Origin of the sequence: Exiguobacterium sp. s95, assembly GCF_018618655.1 — a bacterium.
Classification (GTDB): domain Bacteria; phylum Bacillota; class Bacilli; order Exiguobacteriales; family Exiguobacteriaceae; genus Exiguobacterium_A; species Exiguobacterium_A oxidotolerans.
In genome coordinates, this window is record NZ_JACSMM010000002.1 from 23216 (window position 1) to 48053 (window position 24838).

Annotated in this window: 20 protein-coding genes; 16 read left to right on the forward strand and 4 right to left on the reverse strand. The window is 47.3% G+C overall.

What is annotated here, in order from left to right:
- The first annotated feature begins 155 nt into the window (after positions 1-155).
- The 6 genes from gatC to KNP99_RS04835 all read left to right on the forward strand — a co-directional run bounded on the left by gatC (position 156) and on the right by KNP99_RS04835 (position 6407).
- The gene (gatC, locus tag KNP99_RS04810; RefSeq protein ID WP_088837833.1) at positions 156-446 is read left to right on the forward strand and encodes an Asp-tRNA(Asn)/Glu-tRNA(Gln) amidotransferase subunit GatC; all 291 of its coding nucleotides are present in this window, start codon (positions 156-158) and stop codon (positions 444-446) included.
- A gap of 16 nt (positions 447-462) precedes the next feature.
- Positions 463-1905 carry an Asp-tRNA(Asn)/Glu-tRNA(Gln) amidotransferase subunit GatA gene (gatA, locus tag KNP99_RS04815; protein ID WP_214807167.1) on the forward strand — a complete coding sequence of 481 codons (1443 nt, stop codon included), beginning with the start codon at positions 463-465 and terminating at the stop codon, positions 1903-1905.
- 12 nt (positions 1906-1917) lie between these two features.
- A complete protein-coding gene (gene gatB / locus KNP99_RS04820) occupies positions 1918-3351 on the forward strand; it encodes an Asp-tRNA(Asn)/Glu-tRNA(Gln) amidotransferase subunit GatB (protein ID WP_088837831.1) in 1434 nt (477 codons plus the stop codon).
- Positions 3352-3507: 156 nt separating this feature from the next.
- Positions 3508-4470 carry a diacylglycerol kinase gene (locus KNP99_RS04825; protein WP_029331519.1) on the forward strand — a complete coding sequence of 321 codons (963 nt, stop codon included), beginning with the start codon at positions 3508-3510 and terminating at the stop codon, positions 4468-4470.
- Positions 4471-4500: 30 nt separating this feature from the next.
- The gene (rlmD, locus tag KNP99_RS04830) at positions 4501-5859 is read left to right on the forward strand and encodes a 23S rRNA (uracil(1939)-C(5))-methyltransferase RlmD (protein ID WP_215193051.1); all 1359 of its coding nucleotides are present in this window, start codon (positions 4501-4503) and stop codon (positions 5857-5859) included.
- A gap of 38 nt (positions 5860-5897) precedes the next feature.
- A complete protein-coding gene (locus KNP99_RS04835) occupies positions 5898-6407 on the forward strand; it encodes a DUF6933 domain-containing protein (protein ID WP_215193052.1) in 510 nt (169 codons plus the stop codon).
- An 87-nt stretch (positions 6408-6494) separates the two neighbouring features.
- On the opposite strand, the gene KNP99_RS04840 is transcribed toward KNP99_RS04835, so the two are convergent.
- Together KNP99_RS04840 and KNP99_RS04845 are read right to left on the reverse strand one after the other, a co-directional pair.
- On the reverse strand, positions 6495-7652 hold the full coding sequence (locus KNP99_RS04840; RefSeq protein WP_214768883.1) for a helix-turn-helix domain-containing protein: 1158 nt from the start codon (positions 7650-7652) through the stop codon (positions 6495-6497).
- Positions 7653-7772: 120 nt separating this feature from the next.
- A complete protein-coding gene (locus KNP99_RS04845; RefSeq protein WP_214768880.1) occupies positions 7773-10022 on the reverse strand; it encodes a methyl-accepting chemotaxis protein in 2250 nt (749 codons plus the stop codon).
- A 174-nt stretch (positions 10023-10196) separates the two neighbouring features.
- On the opposite strand from KNP99_RS04845, the gene KNP99_RS04850 reads away from it, so the two are divergent.
- Positions 10197-10619 (forward strand): CBS domain-containing protein, encoded by a 423-nt coding sequence (locus KNP99_RS04850; RefSeq protein ID WP_029331512.1) that lies wholly within the window; start codon positions 10197-10199, stop codon positions 10617-10619.
- Between the two features lie 128 nt (positions 10620-10747).
- Complete coding sequence (locus KNP99_RS04855) at positions 10748-13546, forward strand: putative bifunctional diguanylate cyclase/phosphodiesterase (RefSeq protein ID WP_214767115.1); 2799 nt, start codon at positions 10748-10750, stop codon at positions 13544-13546.
- 183 nt (positions 13547-13729) lie between these two features.
- Here the strand turns inward: KNP99_RS04855 and KNP99_RS04860 are convergent, their stop codons facing one another.
- Positions 13730-15436 carry a M3 family oligoendopeptidase gene (locus KNP99_RS04860; RefSeq protein WP_214767117.1) on the reverse strand — a complete coding sequence of 569 codons (1707 nt, stop codon included), beginning with the start codon at positions 15434-15436 and terminating at the stop codon, positions 13730-13732.
- Positions 15437-15612: 176 nt separating this feature from the next.
- Here KNP99_RS04860 and KNP99_RS04865 point away from each other — a divergent pair, with 176 nt between their 5' ends.
- The 8 genes from KNP99_RS04865 to KNP99_RS04900 all read left to right on the forward strand — a co-directional run bounded on the left by KNP99_RS04865 (position 15613) and on the right by KNP99_RS04900 (position 24336).
- Positions 15613-16116: a PTS sugar transporter subunit IIA gene (locus KNP99_RS04865; RefSeq protein WP_088837825.1), complete on the forward strand. Its 504-nt coding sequence runs from the start codon at positions 15613-15615 to the stop codon at positions 16114-16116.
- 489 nt (positions 16117-16605) lie between these two features.
- A complete protein-coding gene (locus tag KNP99_RS04870; RefSeq protein WP_214767119.1) occupies positions 16606-17367 on the forward strand; it encodes an ABC transporter ATP-binding protein in 762 nt (253 codons plus the stop codon).
- Positions 17354-19270 carry an ABC transporter permease gene (locus KNP99_RS04875; RefSeq protein ID WP_215193053.1) on the forward strand — a complete coding sequence of 639 codons (1917 nt, stop codon included), beginning with the start codon at positions 17354-17356 and terminating at the stop codon, positions 19268-19270. The genes KNP99_RS04870 and KNP99_RS04875 overlap by 14 nt, the downstream gene beginning before the upstream one ends.
- A gap of 81 nt (positions 19271-19351) precedes the next feature.
- The gene (locus KNP99_RS04880) at positions 19352-20038 is read left to right on the forward strand and encodes a response regulator transcription factor (RefSeq protein WP_214807170.1); all 687 of its coding nucleotides are present in this window, start codon (positions 19352-19354) and stop codon (positions 20036-20038) included.
- Positions 20035-21027: a sensor histidine kinase gene (locus KNP99_RS04885; protein ID WP_214807171.1), complete on the forward strand. Its 993-nt coding sequence runs from the start codon at positions 20035-20037 to the stop codon at positions 21025-21027. Before KNP99_RS04880 ends, KNP99_RS04885 begins: the two co-directional genes overlap by 4 nt.
- Entirely contained in the window at positions 21020-21784 is a 765-nt protein-coding gene (locus tag KNP99_RS04890; protein ID WP_088837820.1) for an ABC transporter ATP-binding protein, read from the forward strand. Before KNP99_RS04885 ends, KNP99_RS04890 begins: the two co-directional genes overlap by 8 nt.
- Positions 21785-21839: 55 nt before the next feature.
- Complete coding sequence (locus tag KNP99_RS04895; RefSeq protein WP_251133054.1) at positions 21840-23681, forward strand: FtsX-like permease family protein; 1842 nt, start codon at positions 21840-21842, stop codon at positions 23679-23681.
- Positions 23682-23706: 25 nt separating this feature from the next.
- Positions 23707-24336 carry a helix-turn-helix domain-containing protein gene (locus KNP99_RS04900; protein WP_214767127.1) on the forward strand — a complete coding sequence of 210 codons (630 nt, stop codon included), beginning with the start codon at positions 23707-23709 and terminating at the stop codon, positions 24334-24336.
- Between the two features lie 57 nt (positions 24337-24393).
- Here KNP99_RS04900 and KNP99_RS04905 read toward each other — a convergent pair whose 3' ends face one another.
- The gene (locus KNP99_RS04905; RefSeq protein WP_088837818.1) at positions 24394-24828 is read right to left on the reverse strand and encodes a hypothetical protein; all 435 of its coding nucleotides are present in this window, start codon (positions 24826-24828) and stop codon (positions 24394-24396) included.
- Positions 24829-24838 lie beyond the last annotated feature (10 nt).

Below are 24838 nucleotides of genomic sequence, written 5' to 3' on the forward strand. Positions count from 1 at the left end.
TACTAGAAGCTTTCCGCCCGAAAGCTTTGCTACCCCTATAAAGACGATGGTGCGGACCTCCCCCCGATGCACCATCGTCTTTTTTGTCTGACTAAAAAGTGCTATGATTAGAAATAGTGTAAAATATACTGCAAAAGTTCCGGAGGTGGAATGACATGGCAAATATTAATGAAGAGCAAGTCCGCCACGTGGCGCATTTGGCACGCCTTGCCGTGACAGATGAAGAAGTACAACAATTTACGGTTCAGCTCGAAAAAATTCTCGGTTTTGCTGAGCAATTAAATGAACTTGATACGACAGGTGTCGAACCTACGACGCATGTCCTTGATTTAAAGAACGTCTTACGAAAAGACGAAGTACGTCCATCGCTTCCGCGCACGGAAGTAGAACGACTCGCACCTGATTGGGAAGCCGGACAAGTCCGCGTCCCAGCAGTGTTCGAATAAGGAGGAGACCACAGAGATGTCACTTTTTGAGCATGGTGTCAAAAAACTGCATACACTCGTCAAGGATGGCGAAGTGAAAGTATCGGATCTCGTTCAAGAATCGTTTGATCAAATCGATCGTGTTGACGGGAAGGTCGGCGCCTTTTTGTCCTTGAATGAAGACGCATTCGAACAAGCAAAACGGATGGATGAGCTCGCAAAACATGAAGCAAACCCATTGTTCGGCTTACCAATCGGTGTGAAAGATAATATCGTCACGAAGGGAATGACGACGACATGCGGCTCGAAATTCCTCGAGAACTTCGTCCCCGCCCACGACGCGACTGTCGTCGAACGCTTACATGAAGCAGGTGCCATCACGATCGGTAAACTGAACATGGATGAATTCGCGATGGGGTCTTCCAATGAGAATTCAGCGTACAAACCGGTCCGTAACCCATGGAACACAAAACACGTTCCAGGTGGATCTTCAGGTGGCTCAGCTGCTGCTGTTGCGGCAGGAGAAGTCTTGTTCAGTCTCGGTTCTGATACAGGTGGTTCGATCCGTCAGCCGGCTGCCTATTGTGGTGTCGTCGGTTTAAAACCAACGTATGGTCTCGTTTCACGTTTCGGTCTCGTCGCATTCGCGTCATCACTCGACCAAATCGGACCATTGACACGGACGGTCGAAGACAACGCCTATTTGCTCAGCGCGATTGCTGGGCATTGTGACATGGATTCGACGTCAGCGAACGTCGACCGGATTGATTATACGAAAGCACTAACAGGTGATATCAAAGGCTTGAAAATCGCCGTTCCAAAAGAATACTTCGGCGAAGGTGTCAGTGAATCTGTGAAAGACAACATTCGTGCAGCCATCAAAAAACTCGAGTCCCTCGGAGCGACGGTCGACGAAGTCTCCCTTCCGAACTCGAAGTACGCGCTTGCGACGTATTACTTACTCGCTTCATCGGAAGCCTCATCGAACTTAGCCCGCTTTGACGGAATCCGTTACGGTGTCCGTGCTGAAGCAGATGCGCTCGAAGATGTCTTCAAGTATTCACGTGCCCAAGGATTCGGCGACGAAGTAAAACGCCGCATCATGCTTGGAACGTATGCGTTAAGTTCAGGTTATTACGACGCGTATTATAAAAAAGCGCAACAAGCGCGGACATTGATTAAAAAAGATTTTGATGACGTCCTCGCGAACTATGATGTCATCATCGGACCGACGGCACCTACACCTGCATTCGAACTCAGTGCGCAAAACGATGATCCTGTCACGATGTATGCGAATGATATCTTGACGATTCCAATCAACTTAGCGGGTGTTCCGGCGATTTCGGTCCCGGCAGGTCTCGTCGACGGATTACCAGTCGGTCTACAAATCATCGGAAAACACTTTGACGAGGCGACGATCTATCGTGCGGCGCATGCTTTCGAGCTTGCAACGGGCGGATTCGCGCTTCCGAAGTTATAAGGAGAGTGCGTTATGAACTTTGAAACGGTTATCGGCATCGAGGTCCACGCCGAACTAAATACAAATACAAAAATGTTTTGTGGCTGTGCCCGTGAGTACGGTGCGGAAACAAATACGAAAACCTGTCCGATTTGTCTCGGACACCCGGGCGTACTTCCGATGGTCAATGAAAAAGCAGTCGAACTCGCGGTTCGTGCGGCAATGGCGCTCAACTGCCACGTCGCCGATCAAACAAAATTCGACCGGAAGAATTACTTCTATCCGGATACGCCGAAAGCCTACCAAATCTCACAATTCGATCAGCCAATCGGGTTTGATGGATTCATCGATGCGGAAGTCGACGGTGAAACAAAACGCTTCCGGATTGAACGGGTCCACTTAGAAGAAGATGCCGGGAAGATGAACCATACGGGTGCTAATCATTCTGTCGTCGACTTTAACCGGACGGGCGCACCTTTGATTGAAATCGTCAGTGAAGCCGACATGCGTTCACCAAAAGAAGCGGTCGCCTACCTCGAACGTTTGAAAGAAGTCCTGCAATACGCAGGCGTCTCGGACGTGAAGATGGAAGAGGGTTCGTTACGGTGCGACTGTAACATCTCAGTCCGTCCTTACGGGCAAGAGAAGTTCGGAACAAAAACCGAATTGAAGAACCTCAACTCGTTCGGGAACGTCTTAAAAGGACTCGAATTCGAAGAAGACCGTCACCGTAAACTCTTGTTAGCGGGTGGCGTCATGCGTCAAGAAACACTTCGGTTTGACGAAGCGAAAAAACAGACTGTCTTGATGCGTGTGAAAGAAGGCGCGTCCGATTACCGGTACTTCCCAGAACCGGATCTCGTCAAGCTCGTCCTCGACGAAGACTGGAAAGAAGCGATTCGTGCCGCGATTCCGGAACTTCCGGATGCACGTCGTGTCCGCTATCAAGAAACGCTCGGTTTATCCGCGTATGACGCGAAACAATTAACCGTCACACGCGAGATGGCTGAGTACTTCGAAGCGACGATTGCTGCCGGTGCAGAACCGAAAGCGGCAGCGAACTGGACAGTCGGTGAAGTACAAGGACACTTGAACAAGTCGAGTGAAACGTTCGAAACAATCAAACTGACACCGGCACGTCTCGCCGAGATGATCGAATTAATTGCCGGTGGAACGATTTCTTCGAAAATCGCGAAACAAGTTTTCGCGGCGACGATCGAACAGGGTGTCGAACCGCGTCAGTATGTCGAAGAACAAGGACTCGCTCAAATTTCTGACGAGGGTCTCTTACGAGGACTGATCGTCGAGATGTTCGAAGCAAATCCGGCTGTCGTCGAAGAACTCGTGGGTGGACGAGACCGGAAAAAAGGTTTCGTCATCGGTCAAATCATGAAGAAAACGAAAGGGATGGCGAATCCGGCCCTCCTCGATCAACTCTTCCATGAAGAACTCGAAAAATTAAAATAATCCTTTAAATCGTAGTAGATGTCCCCATTTTTCGTCTCGTAATCAGGCGGAGAACGGGAACATCTTTTTTTTCGGCTTTGTAATGTAGCAAAACTTCATGTAAAATAAAACAGTTATGTATCAAATGGACCGGTTGATTAAAAAGGAGAAAAACTTATGAGACCTAGAGCGCGAGTGATTTATAACCCGACTTCCGGGAAAGAGATGGTAAAGCGAAATCTGCCGTATATCTTAGACCGGCTTGAAGCAGCGGGTTATGAGACTTCCGTCTATTCGACGAAAGCGGTCGGTGACGCAACACATGAAGCAGCACGGGCCTGTGAAGCTGAATTTGACCTCGTCGTGGCTGCGGGTGGAGATGGAACGTTAAACGAAGTCATCAGTGGCATGGCTGCCTACAAGGTTCGCCCTAAACTGGGTGTCTTGCCTGTCGGGACGACGAATGATTTTGGACGAGCGATGCGGATTCCGTTGACGATTGAAGGCGCGATGGATGTCATCTGCACCGGCTATACGATGCCTGTCGACATTGGGAAGATTGAAGGAACGACGGGTGTTCATTATTTCATCAACATCGCAGGTGGCGGCATCATGACGGAGTTGTCTTACGAGGTTCCGTCAAAACTCAAAACGGCACTCGGACAACTCGCTTATTACGTCAAAGGGATGGAGAAGCTACCACAAATCCGTCCGACGTATGTCGAACTCGAACATGAAAAAGGGACGTTCAAAGGCGAAGTCATGTTGTTTTTGACTTCGAATACGAACTCCGTTGGTGGCTTTGAGAAGCTATCTCCGAATGCGTCACTCAATGATGGACGGTTTGATTTATTCATCTTAAAAAAATGTAATCTTGTCGAACTGATTCGCGTCATGCGTCTCGCCTTAAAAGGGGATCACTTCTCGGATCCTTGTGTCGAGCATGTCACGACTTCATTCGTCCGGATGAAAAATACTTCTGAGATGAGCTTGAACATCGACGGTGAGTTCGGTGGCACCTGTGAAGGGGAGATGACGAATTTACAGTCGCATTTCGATGTCATGACACCGAAGTTCCGGATCGATGAGATGGAACTGATTAATACACAACTACAAGAAACAGAAACAAACCTCGCGTAAGGCGCGGGGTTTTCTAGGAGGAACCCAATTATGATCCCAGTACAAAAAAATGACGAGCACGTCGTCGATATCGTTGATTTGACGCACGACGGTTCAGGTGTCGCACGAATCGATGGTTATACGGTCTTCATTCCAGGAGCTTTACCGACGGAACAAGTCAAAATCAGAATTACGAAAACAACGAAATCATATGGTTTCGGACGAATTATCCGTCAAAAGACGAAGAGTGTTGACCGTGTCGAGCCGCCATGTCCTGTCTACAACCAATGTGGGGGCTGCCAACTGCAACACTTATCATATGATGCAGAACTCGTCTTTAAGCACAACCGTGTTCGTGATGCATTTGCCCGCCTCGCAGGACTCGAAATTCCGGTCCATGAAACAATCGGGATGGAAGATCCATGGGGCTACCGCAATAAAGCACAAGTCCCGGTCGCTTTCCAGTCGAACAAGTTGATGGCCGGTTTTTACCAAAAACGGAGCCACCGCATCATTGATATGGATTACTGCTTGATTCAAAACAAGGAAAATGATGAAGCAATCCAAGCGGTCCGTAAAGTCCTCGCTGACTTAAAAGTCCCAGCTTACGATGAAAAGAAACAAACGGGTGTCATCCGTCACATCATGGCACGTCACGGGTACCATACGAATGAATTGATGATCGTCCTCGTAACGAAGGTCAAACAATTGCGTGGCGTCGATAAAATCGTCGCGGGCATCTTAAAAGCTGTCCCAAACGTGACATCGATTCAACACAACATCAACCCAGAGGATACGAACGTCATCTTAGGGAAAAAGAACATCGTCCTGCACGGACCGGCTGTCATCCGCGATCAAATCGCCGGATTGACGTATGAAATCTCGCCACATTCATTCTTCCAAGTCAATCCGTTGCAAACGGAGAAACTATACGGTAAAGCACTGGAGTATGCACAATTGACAGGTGAAGAAATCGTCGTCGACGCGTATTGTGGTATCGGCTCGATTTCATTATCACTTGCACAACAAGCGAAACATGTCTACGGGATTGAAATGGTTCCTCAAGCAATCGACGACGCACGTCGTAACGCCGCTGCGAATGGCATCGACAATGTATCATTCGAGTACGGAACGGCTGAATCCGTCATGCCGGCACTCGTCAAAGCTGGAATCAAACCAGACGTCATCGTCGTTGACCCACCGCGTAAAGGCTGTGACGAAGAATTCCTGCGTGCTGCGGCTGAAGTGGCACCAAAACGAATCGTCTATGTCTCATGTAACGCGTCAACTCAAGCACGTGACGCGAAGTTGCTTGCTGAACTTGGTTACAAGCTGATGGAAGTCACACCTGTCGATATGTTCCCGCATACGACACACGTCGAGAGTGTAGCTCTTTTCGTAAAAATGTAAGAGCAACTTTCTAACTAAAGGAAAAGCGGGGTTGGAGCATGCTGATCGAATGTACAAAAAAACTAGCAGATGCGATGAAAATCAACTTAACTCCGTATGAGACAACTCACGCAGGTTCTTTTTATGAATGGCATGCGAATGTGTTCACGTTTGATCGAAGAAAATGTGTTGTCTTGATGAATAACAAAACAAGATATAGTATCGTCTTCTACGGCATGAAAATGAAAGAATTCAAACAATTTGATGTCATTGCCTTGAAGGCAATCAAGGACACATTTTTAGCAGAAGGATTTTCTAATGCGGTCGTGGATCGTTATCTGGAACGGTGCGGTGACGTCCAGTACTCGAAGACACATGATCGAAGTATCATCGGACAATTGAATGATGCCATCATTAGTATTTCGTGGAAGCTTGAGGACTTTTTACCGACAGAACAAGTGCATATGATGGATTTAAGTATGTGGACCGGAGAAAATTTATTGTGTGGTCCAATCGGCTATGCAGCGCCGGTCGATCTTTTAAAAAAAGAGTTCGACTCGTCCTTTTAACTAAATCAGGCGATTCAAAAAACAGGACCCCTTCGTGTAAACGGAGGGTCCTGTTGTCGGTTAAAAAACTAAATCGTCAGCTGCGTTTTACAGGTAGTGCCGTTGTCGATAATGGGTGGGTGTCTCACCAGTCGTCTGTTTAAACGCTTGACTGAAGTGACTTTGGCTCGAAAAATGCAGTTTGTTTGATATCGTCAGCAACGAATCATCAGACGAACGGAGCAAGCGTTTCGCCTCCCGGATTCGCTCCCGGATGACATACCGGGCAAGCGGTAGACCAGTTTCGTCCTTGAACAGGACGGATAGGTAATTGGAGGAGACGTGAATCGCATGACTGATTGAAGAGACGGACAACGGATCGTAAAGATGCTGTTGAATGTAACGGATGGCAGCTAAGACGTGTGGCGAGTGTCGTAACTCTTGGATTTGCTTGACGGCTTCTGCAAAACTGACAGTAATCCGGACGTGACGATTACGAAGTTCAGAGATACTGTTTGCTGCTTCAATCGAATCAATCATCCGGTCGCTGAGTGAGAAGGCTTCGTCCGGTTCAAGTCCACCGATAATGGCAGCACGTGCGCTGAGCAGGACCGTTCCAAGTAGGAGATTCTTTTCTGCCCGAAGTGGTTGATGGCGTGCGAGCGAGCCGAATTCACCATAAGCAGGTAAGGAATAAGTCGTCGCCAATCGCTCGCTTTGACCGGAGGAAATCCAGTCGATGATTTGCTGTTCGCGTTGCCAAGCTTTGCGGTAGGCTGTCGTTCCTGTATGGGCAGGTACGTCTGCGACGAGCGGGATTTCTTCTTCGACGATTTCAGACTCCGTCCGGATTGCGCGGGACGGGAGCTGTCGTCCGTTCAATAACCGATAGACGAGGTGAGCGCAGTCGATTAATCGATTTTCAGTCGTCCGAGGTAACGATTTATAAAATTGGTGATAAGACTCATCCTGAATATGCGCGCGAAACAAGGCGGATTGTAACAGGACGGGACCAATTCGGTATTGCCCTTGATCTGCGACGGCAATGAATAAATACGCCGTTCCATCTTTTAGCGTGTAGAGGAGTGGGACCGATTCAGCAGTCGGCCACTCGGCTTCAAGCGTCAATTGATCGGGATGGACAGGCGCGGTTGGTCGTACATGAAGTGAATCGTTTTCATGTGATTGGTACGATACAAAAAAACCGGTCGTCCCATAAATACTTTCAGCAATCTGGATTAAATCGTCTGTTTGTAGCGGCTTCATGGGTCTACTCCTCTCGGTAGAAATCATTAAGTCTAGTCTAAGGGGTGTACAAGAAATTGTATAGGGAGGAACGAAAAGAAGGAACCTGCGCGTGGCAGGTTCCTTTTTTAATAAGGCTTATCAACGATTGTCTGATTCCTGCTGATTAGTCGAATCATCGAGCACTTCTTCAGCATCGAGTTCAAACAAGTCGCTATCGCTTGTCTGTTCCAATTCGGTCACGGCTGCTTCGTCTGCAACTTCATCAGACGCATCGGCATGAGGCAGTTCGTCAGCTTCGGTTCTTTCTTCAGGTGGCAGTGTATCGTCTAATTGGAAGTCGAACGTCAATTGATGAAGTTCACTTGCGATATGAGCCAAGTGCGTCGCTGCCGTCGTGACGGCTTCGATTGTCGCATTCGTTTCCTGGATACTTGCGGCACTCGTTTCGATACCGGCTGCGTTCTCTTCTGTCAACGCGAGAATGGTTCCCATCGCGTCAGACACTTCTTCTGTCGCAGTCGTCAAAGCGCTGATATCACCGGTTAGCGATTCAGTCCGTTGTGAGACATGATGGACGGAACCGGCGATCTGTTCGAAGTCGACGCCTGTCGTTTTGACGGACTCAAGGGAAATTTTCAAGTCATCCATGACATGGTTCATCGCACTCATCGCGGTGTGCGTCTCTTTTTGAATATTATCGAGGAGCTGTTTAATTTGTTTTGCAGAATGATCGCTTTCCTCTGCAAGCTTCCGGACTTCACTTGCGACGACGGCAAAACCTCGACCTTGTTCACCGACACGCGCCGCTTCGATGGCGGCATTCAAAGCCAGGAGATTCGTCTGGCTTGAAATTGCTTGAAGCGTCCCGAGAATCTTTCCGATTTCGCCTGAACGTTTACCGAGGAATTCGGACGTGTTCTGAATTTCCTGTTCGAGTGAATCGGAGTGTTGTAGTAAGTCGGTAATCGTTTGTTTCGTCAGTGAGCTACCGCGCGTTGCGGCATCGGCGACGGATGCGACTTCAGACAACGTCGTAGCGGCCGCTTGTTGCATCGCGACGGAGCGTTCCTTGACACCGTAAACGGCATGCGAAGATCGTTCCGCCTGTTTCGTTTGCGTTTCACCGGCGGCTGCAATTTCTTCCATCGTTTGACCGATTTGTTGTGACGCATTTTGGACGTGGGTCGCATTTGCTGATAAGTCCTGTGACGCATCACGAACGGTTCCGGCTGATTGTGTCATGGCCGTAATCGTTTGACGCAACTTTTGACGCATCGCATCGAAATTCTCATTGAGGTCAGAAAGTTCATCGCGAATAAAGCGTTTTGGACGTTTTGTCGTCCGTAAATCACCGCTTGCAATCGCGAGGGCTTCCGTCCGAAGTGTCGAGAGGGGACGGTTGATTGAGCGTCCAATTAACCAGGCAATCAATGTCGCTAGCGCAATCGCGACGACAAAGTTGATGAGCGACTGTTCGAGCATGGCATCTTTAGGAGCATACAGAGACGCATAATCTAGTACGACTGCTAGCTTGAAACCTGTTTTAGAAGAGAGTTGCCAGATGACGACTGATTTTTTCCCCGCAACATCCATGATGGCGGAACCGGATTCTTGGTCAATCATCTGTTTCGGTGCACTGAAATAAGACTTTCCTTCTTCACGGAGTTGGTCGAGACTTTTAAAGAAGTAATTTTTATTCGGGTGCGTGACGACTTTTCCGTCTTTTGTATAGCTGAATACGAAACCTTCCTGTCCGATTTCGATTCGCTTCATGTCTTCTGAGAGGCGGTTGATGCTTTTATAGACGGACAAGACACCCTTGATGTTTGCTTGATCATCAAGTGTCGCTTTTGAGAAACTGATGATGGATAGTTTCGTCGCTTCGTCATAATACGGTTCGCTCATGGCGACCGTACTTGAATTTTCAAGTGCTTGTTTATACCAAAGGTCGCTTCGTGGATCATAGCCGGCAGGGACGTCTTGCTTCGGCCAGTTCAAATAGCCGCCTGACGTATCAGCGTATTGGAGAAAAGAATTTTCGATTTTCGATGAACCGTATTTTTCGAGGACGCTGTAAATGTCTTTTGCTTTTTGAGACGGTTCGTCCGTCAGATCAGGAAGGTCTTTTGGATCAGTATAGTTCGGCAGTGAGCCACTCGCCCGCGTGAACGGGAGTCCGGCGAGTAAAGACGTATCTTTTTTTGTATCGTCGATGATCCGCGAGAAGGATTGCTCGAGTTGCTTTAATGCCGTTTGAGACGTTGAATCGACAAGATTTTCAACAGTTTGACTTGTCTGGTTGTATGAGAACCAGGTTGAGACACCTAACGTAAGCGCAGGTAATAGAATGAGACCGATGAAAAGACGGCGTGTGATGGGAAGGCGCATATGTAATTCTCCTATCTAAATAATCTATAAAATCTGTCTATTCTGATTATCGGACGGGTAATGTTAAATATGAAGGAATTATGGTGAGATTTTCATGATTTGAGAAATGAATCGAACGAAAGTTCATGATAAAATAAAGTGGATGTCACAGAGTGACTAGGGAGGAACTTAGAAATGAATATTGCTTTTTTCTTATTGCCAAAAGATGAAGTGAAATACTTAGATCCTGAGTCGACGGTCAGGCAAGCACTTGAAAAGATGAAACATCATCGGTTCACGTCAGTCCCGCTCGTTGATGATAAAGGAAAATATGCAGGAACGCTCACGGAAGGTGATGTGCTTTGGGCACTTGAAAAAAACCTGGAACATGCGGATTATGATCATGTACTTCAAACACGTCTGACAGACATTAAACAACGTGTTCGTTATAAACCCGTTTCGATCACAGCACAAATGGAAGAAATGATTGAGGTCATCACTGATCAAAACTTCGTGCCCGTCATTGATGACGGCAAACACTTCATTGGAATCATTCGTCGACGCGACATCATCGACTATTTCGCTAAAAAGGTAGAGCGAGAGAATGTCCAATATTGAAGAATGGATCAAAAACGCTTTTGTCCCGAAAATAAACGGGCGAAAGCGTTTTTATTGACCTCTTTCCGCTTCACGAATCGCTTCTTTTAGACGATATATAGACATAATGACAATTTAGGGAGGACGATGTGTTGCGACTTTTACCACCAGTCTTCATCGTAGAAGCATTTCGGAAACGCTCCTACTATAAAACGTTCTCATGGATGATTTCGATTATCGGGTTGTTAGCCGTGTTAATTGCGACGCAGCAACTCTTAAAAAATGTAGAAGAAGGTTACAGTTATAAACGTGCGAGCGGCGTGATGGATGTATTTGAACAAGTCAATCAGGCGGAACGCGATCTTACATACTATTATTACTTATCATTGAGTTCACGGGTCGATGACTCGTTGACGGAACGAATCGAGTGGTCGAAAAAGGTCGATGACGAGCTCGTGGCGCTGAGCAAACGTTTAGAGACAATGCCGACGACAAGTTCTTTGAAAGAGGACGTACTAACCGAAATCGACGAGGTTCGAAAAAACGGTTATGTCGCGAGCAATCGATTTTTTACGGCCGTAGCAAATTATAAAAGTGAAATTTTATTTAATCAGCTATCGCTCAGTCAAGATACCGGGAAATATTATTCCTTGTTTTCTAACCTGTTCTTAATGGAACGGGATTTCGGAAAAGCAGGACAGAGCCTGCTTAGTGCAGATCAAGACAAACAATTGGATGCATACGAGTTATCAAGAATACGGCAAATACGTCAAGATTTGGCAGTGAGAAATGATACGGTGACGAAAACGCTTTCGGCAACGATTGATGCTGAAGACGGAGCGTCGAGACTTGATATTAATACGATGAAAAGTGAGATGGCGGCATATTTTGGTGTGATCGATACGACGTTGAGTGAACCCGCACTTCGCGAATACGAAACGTTAGAACGTATTTCAGATCGCTATCAAGGCAGCATGTACCGTTTGTTTAATCGAGCAATTTCAGACGTACAAACGGAAATGACGGACCGGGGAAATGATGTCATTCGAAATGCGTGGTTGATGTTCGTTGCGACGTGCTTCATCATTTTCGCTTTACTCTTACTGACGCTCTCGCTGTTACGTGCTTTCCGAAAAGACTTAGTCATGTTACAGGAAGAAGCAAACGTATTTGCTGAAGGACAGCAACAATCGTTTTATCAAGTGCCGGAACGCAATGATTTTCAACCTGTCGTCCATGCTTTTCGGACGATGACGGCGATTATCTCAGGACTACTGGATTACAATGACCAAAAAACGCTCGAAATCAAACAGAGAAAAGCAGAAATCGAATCCCTGTTTTCACAAAATACAGATCCAATCATTGCCTTAGCAGCAGACTTCAAGTTATTGCATGGGAATGACCAGTTCCAGAAGCTCGTCGAGACGACAGAGTTCGTGACGATTGAAGAACTGATTCACCCGGCTGATTTGAACCGGGTGCGTCGTGCCTTAAATGGGGCAATCGAAGGGCATAGTCAAACGATTCGTTGTAAGATGATTTTCGAAGCGGACATTCGGAATATGTTCGTCAACATCATTTATGTGCCGACGAAAAGCGAGAACGGGATTGCACTTTATTTAACGTGTCACGATGAAACGGATCAATACAGACGAGAAGAGCGGATTACGCAACTGGCACTGTATGACGTCTTGACAACGCTATTGAATCGAAATGGTTTCGAACAAAAGATGACGGAAGCATTGGCAGGGTTACAGCCCGGCGAACTCGTCACAGTCAGTGTACGCCAGTTTAGACGCATCAATGATGCGTATGGGCATAGCGCGGGTGATTTGATTCTAAAAGAAGTAGCGAACCGTTTACGCCGTCACTTCATCGGGACAGGTTCACCGGCACGAATCGGTGGAGATGAATTTGCTGTCTTGATTTCGCAGCAAGGCATCGTCGATTACCACGAATTAAAACGAGTCATGGAACTTCCGTATTATGTCGAAGGTGAAGAAATCCATGTCAGCATCAGTATGAGTATGGTCCGTTATCCGAACGATGCAGTTGCCGTGACCTCGCTCTTGTCATCTGTTGATATCGCGATGCAACATGCGAAACGGGATCAAGCAGGGGAGCCGGTTTGGTTCGAATCATGGATGAGTGAAGAGTACCGTGAATCGGTCGTTCTCGAAGCAGAGTTGCGCGAAGCGATCGTCAAAAATGAGCTTCAGTTATTTTATCAGCCACAAATTAACTTAAAGACAGGACAGGTCGAAGGCTGTGAAGCGTTACTCCGTTGGTTCCATCCTGAACGAGGCATGATTAGCCCGGCCGTCTTCATTCCGATTGCCGAGCGCTCGATGCTGATTGAAGAAGTCGGCATGTGGGTCGTTCAGGAAACGGTCAACCAAATTAGACGCTGGGAGCAGACGCCACTTGCGATGCTTGGTGTTTCAGCTAACTTATCAGTGAAAGAACTTGCTTCCGGTCGCATCGTCGACTATTTGGCGGATATCAGAAATGAACATCCGGGAATTGAACGGCGGATGGAGTTAGAAATCACGGAATCGTTTGGTGTCTTTTCCGATAAACGCGTCTTTGATGCCCTCGAGTCGCTACATGCAATGGGTTATCAATTGGCAATCGATGATTTTGGAACCGGCTATTCTTCTTTGTCTTATTTAAGTCGCCTTCCGATCCAACGTCTGAAAATCGACCGCTCCTTCATTAGCGGGGAAGATGCATGTTCGAATGCACCATTGATCGAGACAATCATCAAGCTTGCGCATACGTTGAAGTACGACGTAGTCGCAGAGGGAATTGAACAGTTGGAACAAAGCGAGAGTTTACGAAAGCTCGACTGTGAATATGGACAAGGGTTCTACTATTCCCGTCCGATTCCGGCAGATGAATTTGAAGTTTGGTTCATGCAGCATCAGGAAACATTGAAATCTTCATGAGACAATCGAAGCGGAGAGTGGGTACCTCGTTCGTTTCGGTTGGCTTAACGTAAACTACGCGTACACAAAAAAAGCTCCGTTTTCCTGTCCATTGAACTGACAGGAAAACGGGGCTTATGTTTTTTGCTTGAGGACAGCACACTTGCGAACGAGTGATTCCTGTTGCTGTCAGGCATGTTTTAGTTAGACACGATCGAGTGCTAAGTCGTCTGCTTGTTCGAGATAGGCTTTGATTGGTGCGACCGCTTCGTCGACTGTCCCGTCAGCGAAAGGTGACTTCAAGCCGGCGCGTTCGACAAGTGCAAGGAAGCTTTCTGATCCACCTGCTTTACAGAGCGCGAGGTACGATTTCCAAGCGGCTTCGCGGTCCTTCTCCATCCACGCATAGAACTGGAAGGCACAAACTTGAGCGAGCGTGTAATCGATGTAATAGAACGGGCTGCCGAAGACGTGTCCTTGCTGATGCCACCAAGCACCTGAATCGAGGTAGTCATTCTCCTCGTAGTTGCGATGCGGGAGGTATTTCTTCTCGATCGTCCGCCACGCTTGACGACGTTCAGCCGGTGTTAGCTCCGGTTTGCTGTAGATGACGTGTTGGAACTCGTCGACTGCGACTCCATATGGTAAGAAGGTAACACCGCCAGCCAAGTGACTGAATTTATACTTCGATGTTTCTTCACCGAAGAATTCTTCCATCCATGGGTACGCGAAGTATTCCATCGACATCGAATGGATTTCGCATGCCTCATATGTCGGGAACCCGTACTCCGGTGTCGTGAAGTGACGGCTCTCATAAACTTGGAAAGCATGACCGACTTCATGCGTCAAGACGTCGATATCTCCCGACGTCCCGTTGAAGTTCGAGAAGATGAACGGCAGTTTTTCGTCAGCGATGTAGGTACAATACCCACCGCCTGCTTTACCTGGCTTCGCCGTCAAATCAAGGGCACCACGCTCGATCATGTAATCAAAGAACTCATTTGTTTCAGGCGACATCTCGCGGTACATTTTTTTTCCGCCTTCGATGATGAAAGCTTCCTCGCCTTGCGGTGTCGCGTTTCCTGATTTGAAAGCGAATCCTTCATCGTAGTAGTAGAGTGAATCGACACCAATCCGGCGTTGTTGACGTTCTTTTAGTGACGTCGCAATCGGAACGATCGTGTCAAGGATTTGCTGGCGGTAATCCTCGACCATCGACTGGTTATAGTCGACGCGAAGCATCCGGGCATAACCGAGTTCGACAAATGATGGGAATCCGAGCGTCGTGGCGATTTCAGTCCGGACATGGACGAGTTTGTCGTAAATCGTATCAATCGCTTCGCCGTGTTCTGCTAAATAACCGTAACGTGCTTCTGAAGCCGCTTTACGAACCGCGCGGTCAGGTGACTGTAAGTAAGGACCGAACTGAGACAAGTTCAACGTTTTGCCATCAAATTCGATTTCTGCTGAAGACATCAACTTCGTGTATTCACTCGAGAGACGATTTTCTTCTTGAAGCTTCGGAATGATTGCTTCTGAAAAAGTTTTTAAGCTGGCTTCTGCTAAGAGGAAGAGTTGTTTGCCCCAAGTCGTTTCGAGCTGTTCACGGAGCGCATGCGCCGTCAACACATGATAGTAACTCGAGACGTAGCCCTGATAGACGGGGCCTGCTTCATCAAAAAAGCCTTGTTCCGTTTCGTAAAATGCGTCGCGCGTATCAATCGTATGACGAATCTCGACGATTTGGCTCGCTGTTTCGAATTGGTTTCTAAGGGTATTAATCTCAGTGATGGCTGCGTTTGCCTGTTCGACTTGTGTGGCTTCTTTTAAACGAGAAATTGCGTTTTGCATGGTGGTTTCTAAAACATTCAGATCAGGACGGACATATGTAAGTTCTGAAAATGGTAACATGTAAGCGCCTCCTTTTGATTTCTAACTATTATCACACAAAAATACTTGCAAAACTAGAGGGACAAACGTATGCTTTTTGTGAGAACGTGAGCGAGTCGTTCATAAACACGCTCCTATAAAAAAATCGAATCTTCTTCAATGAAGAAAAACGATCAAGAAAGTAGAGGGATAGTATCATGGGATTCTTTAAAAAATTGTTTGGTGGCAACGAAGCAGGAAACGCAAAAATCACTTCTGCACTTACAGGTAAAATCGTCAGCATCGAGAACGTACCCGATCAAGTCTTCTCACAAAAAATGATGGGAGACGGAGTCGCAATCGAACCGACTGAAGGTAAAGTGGTCGCACCGATTAACGCAACAGTCGAAACGATTTTCCCAACAAAACATGCAATCGGTCTTAAAGGTGAAGATGGTCTCGAACTATTAATTCACGTTGGTTTAGATACAGTTAACCTTAAAGGTGAAGGTTTCACAGCACATGTTCAATCTGGTGATAAAGTCAAAGCGGGCGATGTCCTCGTTGAGTTCGATTTAGATTACATCCGTGCGAATGCACCATCGACGGTTACACCAATCATCGTCACGAACCACGACCAATTCACACTTTCTGCTGTTCCTGCTGAAGGTACTTCAGTAGTGGCAGGCGAAACAGAATTGTTCAAGGCAACACATAAATAATCTGATTACGCGCGAAATTTTGCGCTTCTCCTGAAACTCCCTCATCTTACGAGATGAGGGAGTTTCAGACTGTAGACAACGTGCTATCGGGAGAGCAAGCGTCTTTTTTCGTTGCTTTCCTCGGGCGAGGCGCAAGCCGTTGCTCCTTGGATCCTAGCGGCCAATGAGCAGGGTCTTGCCTGCCTCTGAAAGTGCGTTATAAACGCACTTTTCCCCGTAGGAGTCAACGAAACGTGACGCTTTTTAGGTAATACCGTGAGGGAAATCAAGGCATGCAGACGGTTTAGAACCCAATCCGTCTCGATATAGCATATTCACGCTTCATAAGAGTTTGTCTACACGACTCCCTCATCTTACGAGATGAGGGAGTTTTTTGTTCTCCACCCAAACCTTACTGTTTTGTAAGTGAATTGAAAGTCAACTCCATCCCTTGAAGTACGATTGCTCGGTAGACTGAAGGTAACGAATCGACTTCAGGAGGAACAGAATATGAAAGCAATTTTGAATGCAGAAAATATCACGAAGGTATACCAAACGAAGATGGCGCGGCATGAAGCACTAAAACCGACATCATTGACGGTACATGAAGCGGAGTTTGTCAGCATCATGGGTCCTTCAGGAGCTGGTAAATCAACACTGTTGAATCTTTTATCGACGATTGATCAACCGAGTGAAGGTATGATTTCGATTAATGGTGAAGATGTCACGAGCATGACTGAAAAACAATTGGCACGGTTTCGTCGGGAACGACTGGGTTTCATCTTCCAAGACTTTAACTTACTCGACACGATGACGGTCGAAGAAAACATTGCCCTTCCGCTTGCGCTGGCACGTGTCGAGAAAGCGATGATTGTGTTGCGTGTTGAACAAGTGGCGCGGCAACTTGGAGTCGAAGATTTGTTGAAGAAACGTCCGGTCGAACTTTCAGGTGGTCAAAAACAACGCGTCGCAGCAGCACGTGCAATCATCCACCAACCATCACTCCTCTTAGCTGATGAGCCAACGGGAGCACTCGATTCAAAGTCAGCGACAGGGTTACTCGAAGCCCTCGAGACGCTGAATGAACAAGGGGCAACGATTTTGATGGTGACCCATGATTCTGTCACGGCGTCATACGCGGAACGCATTGTCTTTGTCAAAGATGGAGAGCTGTTCCGAGAAATCCATCGGTTTGGGACGCAAAAGGAATTTTTCGAACAAATCATGGAAGTCCAACGCGAACTCGGGGGTGCAGCACGTGAGTTTGTCTAAATTAGCTTTTCGTAATTTAAAGAACATTCGGCACAATATGATGTATCTAGGTGCCGTCACATTCGCAATTTTGATTTATTACACGTTTTTAGCGATTCGTTCGAACGAAGCGATGCTGAACGCAAATGAGATGTACGGTAAGCTCGGGACGGTCTTTACGGGATCGAGTATCATCTTGGCCGTGTTCTCGACGATTTTCATTTGGTATTCGAGTGACTTTTTCTTACGACGTCGTAAACAAGAACTTGGTTTATATGCGTTACTTGGACTCGAGCGAAAACAAATCGCTCAACTGATCTTTATTGAAACGATGGGATATGGAATGGTCGGATTGATCATCGGGACCGCTCTAGGGACGGTTGCTTCAAAATACTTTGTTCAACTGCTTGCGCATGTCATGGCAATCGATATCGAAGCGACGTTTACGATCAGCCTCGCTGCAATGGGTCAGACGATTGCCGTGTTCTTGGTCATTTTTTTATTGATTGCTCTGCGATCGGCACGAACAATTTATCGCTTCACCTTGATTGAACTATTCAAAGCAAACCAACAAGTCGAAGTGATTCCGAAAGTCCATCCGATTCTCGCAGTCCTTTCTCTTCTATTGATTGGATTCGGTTATTACCTGACGGGGCAGCCGCTGCTCGATCACTTTACTGTAGTCGCGCCACTCTTGATAGTTTGTATCATCGTCGGAACATTCGGGACGATGAGTTACTTTACGATTTTCTTGTTGCTTGTTCTCAGTAAACAGGCACGTCACTTCGAAGGAACGAATTTGATTTTACATGGTCAATTGCTGTCACGCGTCAAGTCGAATGCTGTCATGTTATCAACGATTACTGTCATCACGGCAGTCACACTGACGACGGTCGGAACAGCGACATCGATTTACTATTTCATCGATCGAACGGTCGAGCAACAAATGCCATACAGTTTATCGGTTGCGAGTAAACGACCGGAGGCAGAGCAATTGATTAAGGAATCGAATCAAACCATTGAACAGCGGACGATGGTCAACGTCAAAAATGTCGACCATCAGATGAAAGAGTTACCAAATCCGTTATATTTGACGAAGTACTACCGGACATATGCGATGGACGGTTCAAAAGGACAATTCAGCTACATCAATTATTCAGACTACCGCAGACTAGCGAAGGCGAACGGAAAACGTGTTTTACCTGAGCCGCAACAAGGTGAGGCGATTGTCCTCGAGACATTCAAAGGAAACGACTTGTTGCAGGAACGAGTCAAGTCACCCGTTGGAATCAAGATAAACGACATCCATTCGTCCTTTCGCATCACGGGTGAAACGGATTTACCAATCGCTCAACTCTATGAGAAACAACGATTGGCGTTCGTCGTTTCGGACGATGCCTTCGCGATGATGCCGGAGCGTGCATGGATGCTGACGAATTATCAATTTTCAGATGAACGGACGGATGACGGGTTGATGAAGAAACTCGAGGCACTTTACGGAAAGCAGGCGGAAACGGACATGGCGGCCTATTATCCGGTCTACGCGATAACGACGGCGACGACAGGGCTGCTCGCATTTGCTGCCGGGTTCCTCGGACTCGTCTTCCTGCTCGCGACAGGTTCAATCATCTACTTCAAGATGCTTGCGGAAGCAGAAGAATCAAAGCACCGTTTTGCGATCATTCAAAAGGTTGGGGTGGCGCAAGGCGAACAGGTGAGTATCATTCGTCGCCTCGTCGGATTTGTCTTCTCCCTACCGTACCTCCTTGGACTCATTCACAGCATCTTTGCGATGCAAGTCCTCCAAAAACTACTCAACTACAACATCGTCATGCCGACAGTCCTTGCGATTGGCTGTTATACGGTCGTCTACCTTGTGTATTACATCATGACGGTCCGAGCGTACCGGCGGATTGTGATGTGACGACGGTGACTGGAAACGAATAATCGTTTCCAGTCCTTTTTTTGTTCGGTATGATAGATAACGAAGGAGATGAATCATTCGATGGAAACAATTTTATTAGTGGAAGATGATCAAAAAATCGCGGAGTTACTTCAAGAGTTGCTCGAACGTTATGATTTCCGTGTCATTCACGAAGATGGATTTGGTGATGTCGCGGCACGTTTTGAAGAGACGAAGCCGGATGTCATCTTGCTTGATGTGAACCTTCCGAAGTTCGACGGCTTTTATTGGTGCCGGCAGCTTCGCTTAAAAACACGTGCCCCGATTTTGTTCATTTCGGCGCGAGTCGGAGAAATGGATCAAGTCATGGCACTTGAATATGGGGCGGATGACTACATCGTTAAACCGTTCCAAGGAGCCGTTGTCATCGCGAAAATCAAAAGTCAGATTCGGCGGGCGTACGGGACGTTATCAAGTGAGAATGATGAACGGACCGTCGTGAAGGCGGGCATCACGTTGTATTTAGATCGGTATATCGTCGAACATGGTGATCAATCGATTGAACTATCGAAAAAAGAGGGTTTGATTTTAGAAATGTTACTGACGGCTAGCCCGCGGATTGTCAGCCGGGGAGACCTGCTCGAACGAATTTGGGATGATGAAGCCTTCGTCGATGAAAATACATTGAACGTCAATATTACGCGTGTTCGTAAACGTTTGGCAGAAATCGGCGTGTCAGGGCTTGAGACGGTCCGGGGAGTCGGGTATTGCCTGGTGCTTGAAAAATGAAACTGTTTTTTCGTTATACGATTCCAGGACTGCTGTTTTTCATCGTTCAACTGGTCGGCTTATTTCTCGTCTTATGGTTATACGATCTTTATCAACCCGCAGCGTTTTTCTATATCATCTTACTTGATACAATCGCGCTCATCATTTATTTAAGCTATCGCTTTTTTAGTATGTTGCCACTGCTTAAACGATTACAAAATCCGATTACCTCGGTTGCAGAACCGATTCGCCCCGGCAGTGAGGAACCAATCGCTGCAGCAGTCGAACAATTTTTAGAACGGCAACAAACGATTTTTCGAAACAGTTTGTTTGCCGAACGGCGGAAAGAAAAAGAACGGCACCGGTACGTCGATCAGTGGATTCATCAAATGAAGACGCCGCTCTCGGTCATCGAACTGATTCTTGAACATCCGGGTGAAGATTACCGGACAGATCTGCGGCACGAAGTCGAACGACTACGGACAGGTCTTGATCAAATGTTGTATTCGTCACGCCTCGAAGCAATCGAGACGGATTTGAAGGCGGAGCAACTTAATCTCCGTGTTCTCGTCATGGACATCATCAATCAAGAAAAACGACTGTTTGTCAAAAATAAAGTCTATCCGAAGCTTGAAATCGAACCGTCCTTATACGTGTATACAGATGCTAAATGGTTCCGCTTTTTGTTACTTCAACTGTTGACGAACGCCGTCAAATACACGACGGGACATGGTAAAGAAGTTCTGATTCGGGCGATGGAACGCGACGGACAAGTCGTGCTGACATTGATTGATGATGGAGTCGGCATTCCGAAGCGTGACTTGCCGCGTGTCTTCAACGCCTTCTTCACGGGTGAAAATGGACGGCGTTACGGAGAGTCGACCGGAATGGGACTTTATTTCGTCTGGCAGGTCTGTACGAAGCTCGGGCATGAAATTGAATTGAATAGTCTGGAAGGCCAAGGGACGACGTGTCGATTGAAGCTTGTAGGAGGACGAACGGATGATTGAAGTCAAACAGCTTGGGAAAGTATATGCAGGAAAAGTAACGGAACAACCGCTGACGGATTTGAATTTCCGTGTCGAGGAAGGCGAGATGGTCGCGGTGATGGGGCCGTCCGGAAGTGGCAAGTCGACACTGATCAACTTACTGGCGACGCTCGATCAACCGAGCTGGGGTTCGATTTTGATGGAGGGCATTGATACATCGACCTTCAAGCGAAAAGAAACGACGCGCTTTCGGCGTGAGACACTCGGAATCATTTTTCAAGAGTTCAATCTACTCGATTCGTTGACGCTTGGTGAAAACATGCTCGTTCCGTTGATGCTGTCTGGGAAAAAGACGAAGCTCGCGCGAGAGGAGATGCTGCATCTCGCAAAACGGCTTCAAATCGATGAGCTACTCGACAAACAGGTGGATGAAGTATCCGGTGGACAGCGCCAACGCGCTGCGATTGGGCGTGCTTTAATCCATGCTCCGCGTTTGATGTTGGCTGACGAGCCGACCGGTGCACTCGATTTCCAAGCGACAAAACATGTAATGGAATTACTTGCTGAGTTAAATGCAGCCGGGATGACGATGGTCATCGTCACCCATGACCCGACGGTCGCCTCGTATTGTAACCATGTCTTATTTTTGAAGGATGGTAATATTCAAACCGAGTTGTTTCGTGACGAACCGCGTCGTGTCTTCTTTCAACGCGTCATCGAGTCGCTGTCGTTATTAGGAGGGGACGAACATCAACTATCTACAATACGCCCTACGTAACATTAAACGCTATCAGCGTCTGTACTATGGGTACGCCCTGACGATTGTCATCGCGATGACGATTTCGACGAGCTACTGGAACTTAGTGACGAGTGCTTCGTTCCAAAATGTCGCAAAAGTCTTAAGTCAATTGAATCAAGTCATCGAACTGACGATGATTTTTGTTTTTATCGCGGAACTGATTATTTTGTTTTTCAGTATCCTGTTCATCTATGCGACGACGTATACGATGCTTGAACACCGTAAAAATGATTTACGTGTCATGCGGACGCTCGGGAGCGGATTTTCGCACTTTTTAAAGTACTTCCTCATTGAGGTTCTCCTTGTCGGCGGACTAGCGATTTCGGCGGGGTTGTTGCTTGGAGTCGTCTTGACGAAACTAATGTTGCTGGCAATCGAAAAAGTGATGTTTTTACCACGACTCGATATTGAAATCTCTGCACTGTCGTTTTTGGTACTCATCGCCGGGGCGCTCCTCGTTCTCTTAACGGCGACAGTACTCGCAATCTATCGATTCCGTCCGGATCGCCCCATTCGGACACGTTCAACATGGAAACGCCGCTTTCGTATGTCGCTGCGCGTCCTGGCGATTCTTCTGTTGTTGTACGGCTATATATTAGCGTTCGTCCAACAAACCGGATTTGTTTTGTTGTTTCCACTCGTCATTTTTATCGGTTCCTTTTTCATCTGCCGTAATGTGTTACCGACGTTGATGAAATTGTATCGTCCCCGGACGTTGTCGTTACGTAAACTCATCCTTTCTGAAATTGCGACACAGCTCCGGACGAATAGCACCCTCGTTGCCCTTGGGACGATTTTGACGTCATGTGCACTAACGGCAGTCGGGCTCGTCTTCATCTTTCAAGTAGTCGGGTTAGACTTATCTTCACAAAATCATTTTGGACTCGTCTATTATGAAGAGTCGAAAGAGCAGTCCGAACGCTTGCAAAAGATTGAAGAGACGATGGAAGAGACGTTCCCGGACAAATATCAGCAGGAAGTTCGTCTGAAAAAGAAGGGGACACGTTACGTGTTGCCTTTATCCGACTACAATCAATTATTAAACGAGCTGGGACAGAAACGACGCGAGCTGAACGACCGTGAGGCGCTTCAAATTCCAGCCCGTCCCGTTCAGTTAAAAGAACAGACACCGACGATGGAAAAAGCGCGACAGGCGATGGAACAAGCTGGATACAGATTAGTAACCCCGGCTAAACACCGCCTCTTTTTCGGTTATAACTATCGCATCGAAACGCTATTTGTCATCAGTGATCAGCGCTTCAACGAACTGGCACAACCCCTCGCCCGGATTCGTGTTTTTGAAACGCCAGCCTATCGGGATTACGGGACAGGGGCTTGGGATGACTGGATGTCAATCGTCCGGGACATTCAGTCGAAATCGAAGATGACGAACGAAGCGGCGGCGCCGTATCAATTAATCAATGAAACAGAAGATGAACTCGATGGGATTCGGATTGTCCGTCTTGTCTCATTCGTCGTCATTTTACTGACGGTCTGGCTCTTCGTCATCAACGCGAGTTTCCTCCACGTCTGGATGCAGATGACGGCTGAACAAGAACAAAAACGATTGAAGACGCTGTTTGCCCTCGGTTTTGATCGTCAAAGTGTCCGAACGTTTTTACTTGTGAAATATGGAGCGGTCTTGATGATTCCATACTTGATTTCCGTATTTCATGCCTGGTTGTTGTTCCAAGCCATCATTTCCGAGGCGGGTCTTAAGATGGGTCCCCTGTTCGGTGTTTCCTTGATGTGGATTGGAATCGTCACGTTTTGTTATATCGGAAGCATCTTCCCGCTCTGGGTTCGATACCCACGACACCTGCTTCAAAAGTCAGGCGAAAGTTCGATGTATCCGATACCGGATTCAAGGGTATGATAAGAGCATAGCGAGGAGGGAGCATATGCTGAATCATTCACCATATCGAGGGTACGGGGACCGGATTCGGATTTTGCGGGAACGCGCCGGAATCTCGATTGATCAGTTAGCAGATAACCTGGGTGTCGCACCTTATTTCATTCGACGAACAGAATTAAGTGAGGTCTACCCGACGAAAGCCTACATCGAGTCGTTAGCAGAAGTTTTACAAATCGATTCGAGTTATTTGGCGCGGCATATTTGGACAGGGGAATCGTTGAAGTTCGTCATGCAGGACAGCACACCGCTCGAGGAAATGCGTTTAGCGTACGAGCAGACACTGGGTCAGGATGAATCCGTCATCGAAGAACAACTCGAAGAACGGATGCGGATGTTTGACTTGATGTATGATGATGACGTGAAGCGAATTGAACAGACGATGAGTACGACGGAACAGCGAATCTTTCACGAGCTGGTCGAGTCGGTCATGGAGGCCGGAGAGCTTCGTCGGGAAGAAGCGCGGGGGACGTTTGAGATGTTCGAGGATAAACTCCCCTCGATGATTCAACTCGACGAGTATTTAGATCGTTTGACTGAGGGAGAAACGACCGAGCGAACGACGTGTTACACTCAGTATAGTAATCAGATTGAACGAATGCGCTATCATCGAAAGTGATGCGAAGTCTTTTCATTAAAAATGCCGCCCCTTCCTGAAGAAGTGGCGGCATTTGTTTTATGATCGTCGTGGAACTTGGTGATGAGAGACTCGGCTTTTTTGACGTGTCCGCCCGATGATGAAGCCGATGATTGCGTTCGCGATGACGAGAACCCATCCGACGTATCCAAAGTTGAGCGTCAAGCTACCAAGCATAGCTTGCCATTTGAAGACCATCATGAAATCTCCACGGATCACAAACCGAGCGATACAAACGAGTAACACCGTCGTGCCGGCGATGAAGATTCCCATCCAACTTCCGAAGAGGCGAGATGATTGAATGCGGATAGCGACGAACGACCAGAAAAATAGACTGACGACAAACGTCATGCCACCATAGGCAAGGACGAGCTTCCACGTCTCGCTCGCTTGTGGAAATTTCGTAAACATGACAAGGGACGAGACGATGGCGGCAGCGGTGAATAAAATAGCTGCCCAAAAACGAGACCGCATAACGTAGTTC

Bases quoted from the DNA above. Each gene is read 5' to 3' on its own strand.
- gatC (WP_088837833.1), top strand. From the start codon at position 156: ATGGCAAATATTAATGAAGAGCAAGTCCGCCACGTGGCGCATTTGGCA.
- gatA (WP_214807167.1), top strand. From the start codon at position 463: ATGTCACTTTTTGAGCATGGTGTCAAAAAACTGCATACACTCGTCAAG.
- gatB (WP_088837831.1), top strand. From the start codon at position 1,918: ATGAACTTTGAAACGGTTATCGGCATCGAGGTCCACGCCGAACTAAAT.
- KNP99_RS04825 (WP_029331519.1), top strand. From the start codon at position 3,508: ATGAGACCTAGAGCGCGAGTGATTTATAACCCGACTTCCGGGAAAGAG.
- rlmD (WP_215193051.1), top strand. From the start codon at position 4,501: ATGATCCCAGTACAAAAAAATGACGAGCACGTCGTCGATATCGTTGAT.
- KNP99_RS04835 (WP_215193052.1), top strand. From the start codon at position 5,898: ATGCTGATCGAATGTACAAAAAAACTAGCAGATGCGATGAAAATCAAC.
- KNP99_RS04840 (WP_214768883.1), bottom strand. From the start codon at position 7,652: ATGAAGCCGCTACAAACAGACGATTTAATCCAGATTGCTGAAAGTATT.
- KNP99_RS04845 (WP_214768880.1), bottom strand. From the start codon at position 10,022: ATGCGCCTTCCCATCACACGCCGTCTTTTCATCGGTCTCATTCTATTA.
- KNP99_RS04850 (WP_029331512.1), top strand. From the start codon at position 10,197: ATGAATATTGCTTTTTTCTTATTGCCAAAAGATGAAGTGAAATACTTA.
- KNP99_RS04860 (WP_214767117.1), bottom strand. From the start codon at position 15,436: ATGTTACCATTTTCAGAACTTACATATGTCCGTCCTGATCTGAATGTT.
- KNP99_RS04865 (WP_088837825.1), top strand. From the start codon at position 15,613: ATGGGATTCTTTAAAAAATTGTTTGGTGGCAACGAAGCAGGAAACGCA.
- KNP99_RS04870 (WP_214767119.1), top strand. From the start codon at position 16,606: ATGAAAGCAATTTTGAATGCAGAAAATATCACGAAGGTATACCAAACG.
- KNP99_RS04880 (WP_214807170.1), top strand. From the start codon at position 19,352: ATGGAAACAATTTTATTAGTGGAAGATGATCAAAAAATCGCGGAGTTA.
- KNP99_RS04885 (WP_214807171.1), top strand. From the start codon at position 20,035: ATGAAACTGTTTTTTCGTTATACGATTCCAGGACTGCTGTTTTTCATC.
- KNP99_RS04890 (WP_088837820.1), top strand. From the start codon at position 21,020: ATGATTGAAGTCAAACAGCTTGGGAAAGTATATGCAGGAAAAGTAACG.
- KNP99_RS04895 (WP_251133054.1), top strand. From the start codon at position 21,840: ATGACGATTTCGACGAGCTACTGGAACTTAGTGACGAGTGCTTCGTTC.
- KNP99_RS04900 (WP_214767127.1), top strand. From the start codon at position 23,707: ATGCTGAATCATTCACCATATCGAGGGTACGGGGACCGGATTCGGATT.
- KNP99_RS04905 (WP_088837818.1), bottom strand. From the start codon at position 24,828: ATGCGGTCTCGTTTTTGGGCAGCTATTTTATTCACCGCTGCCGCCATC.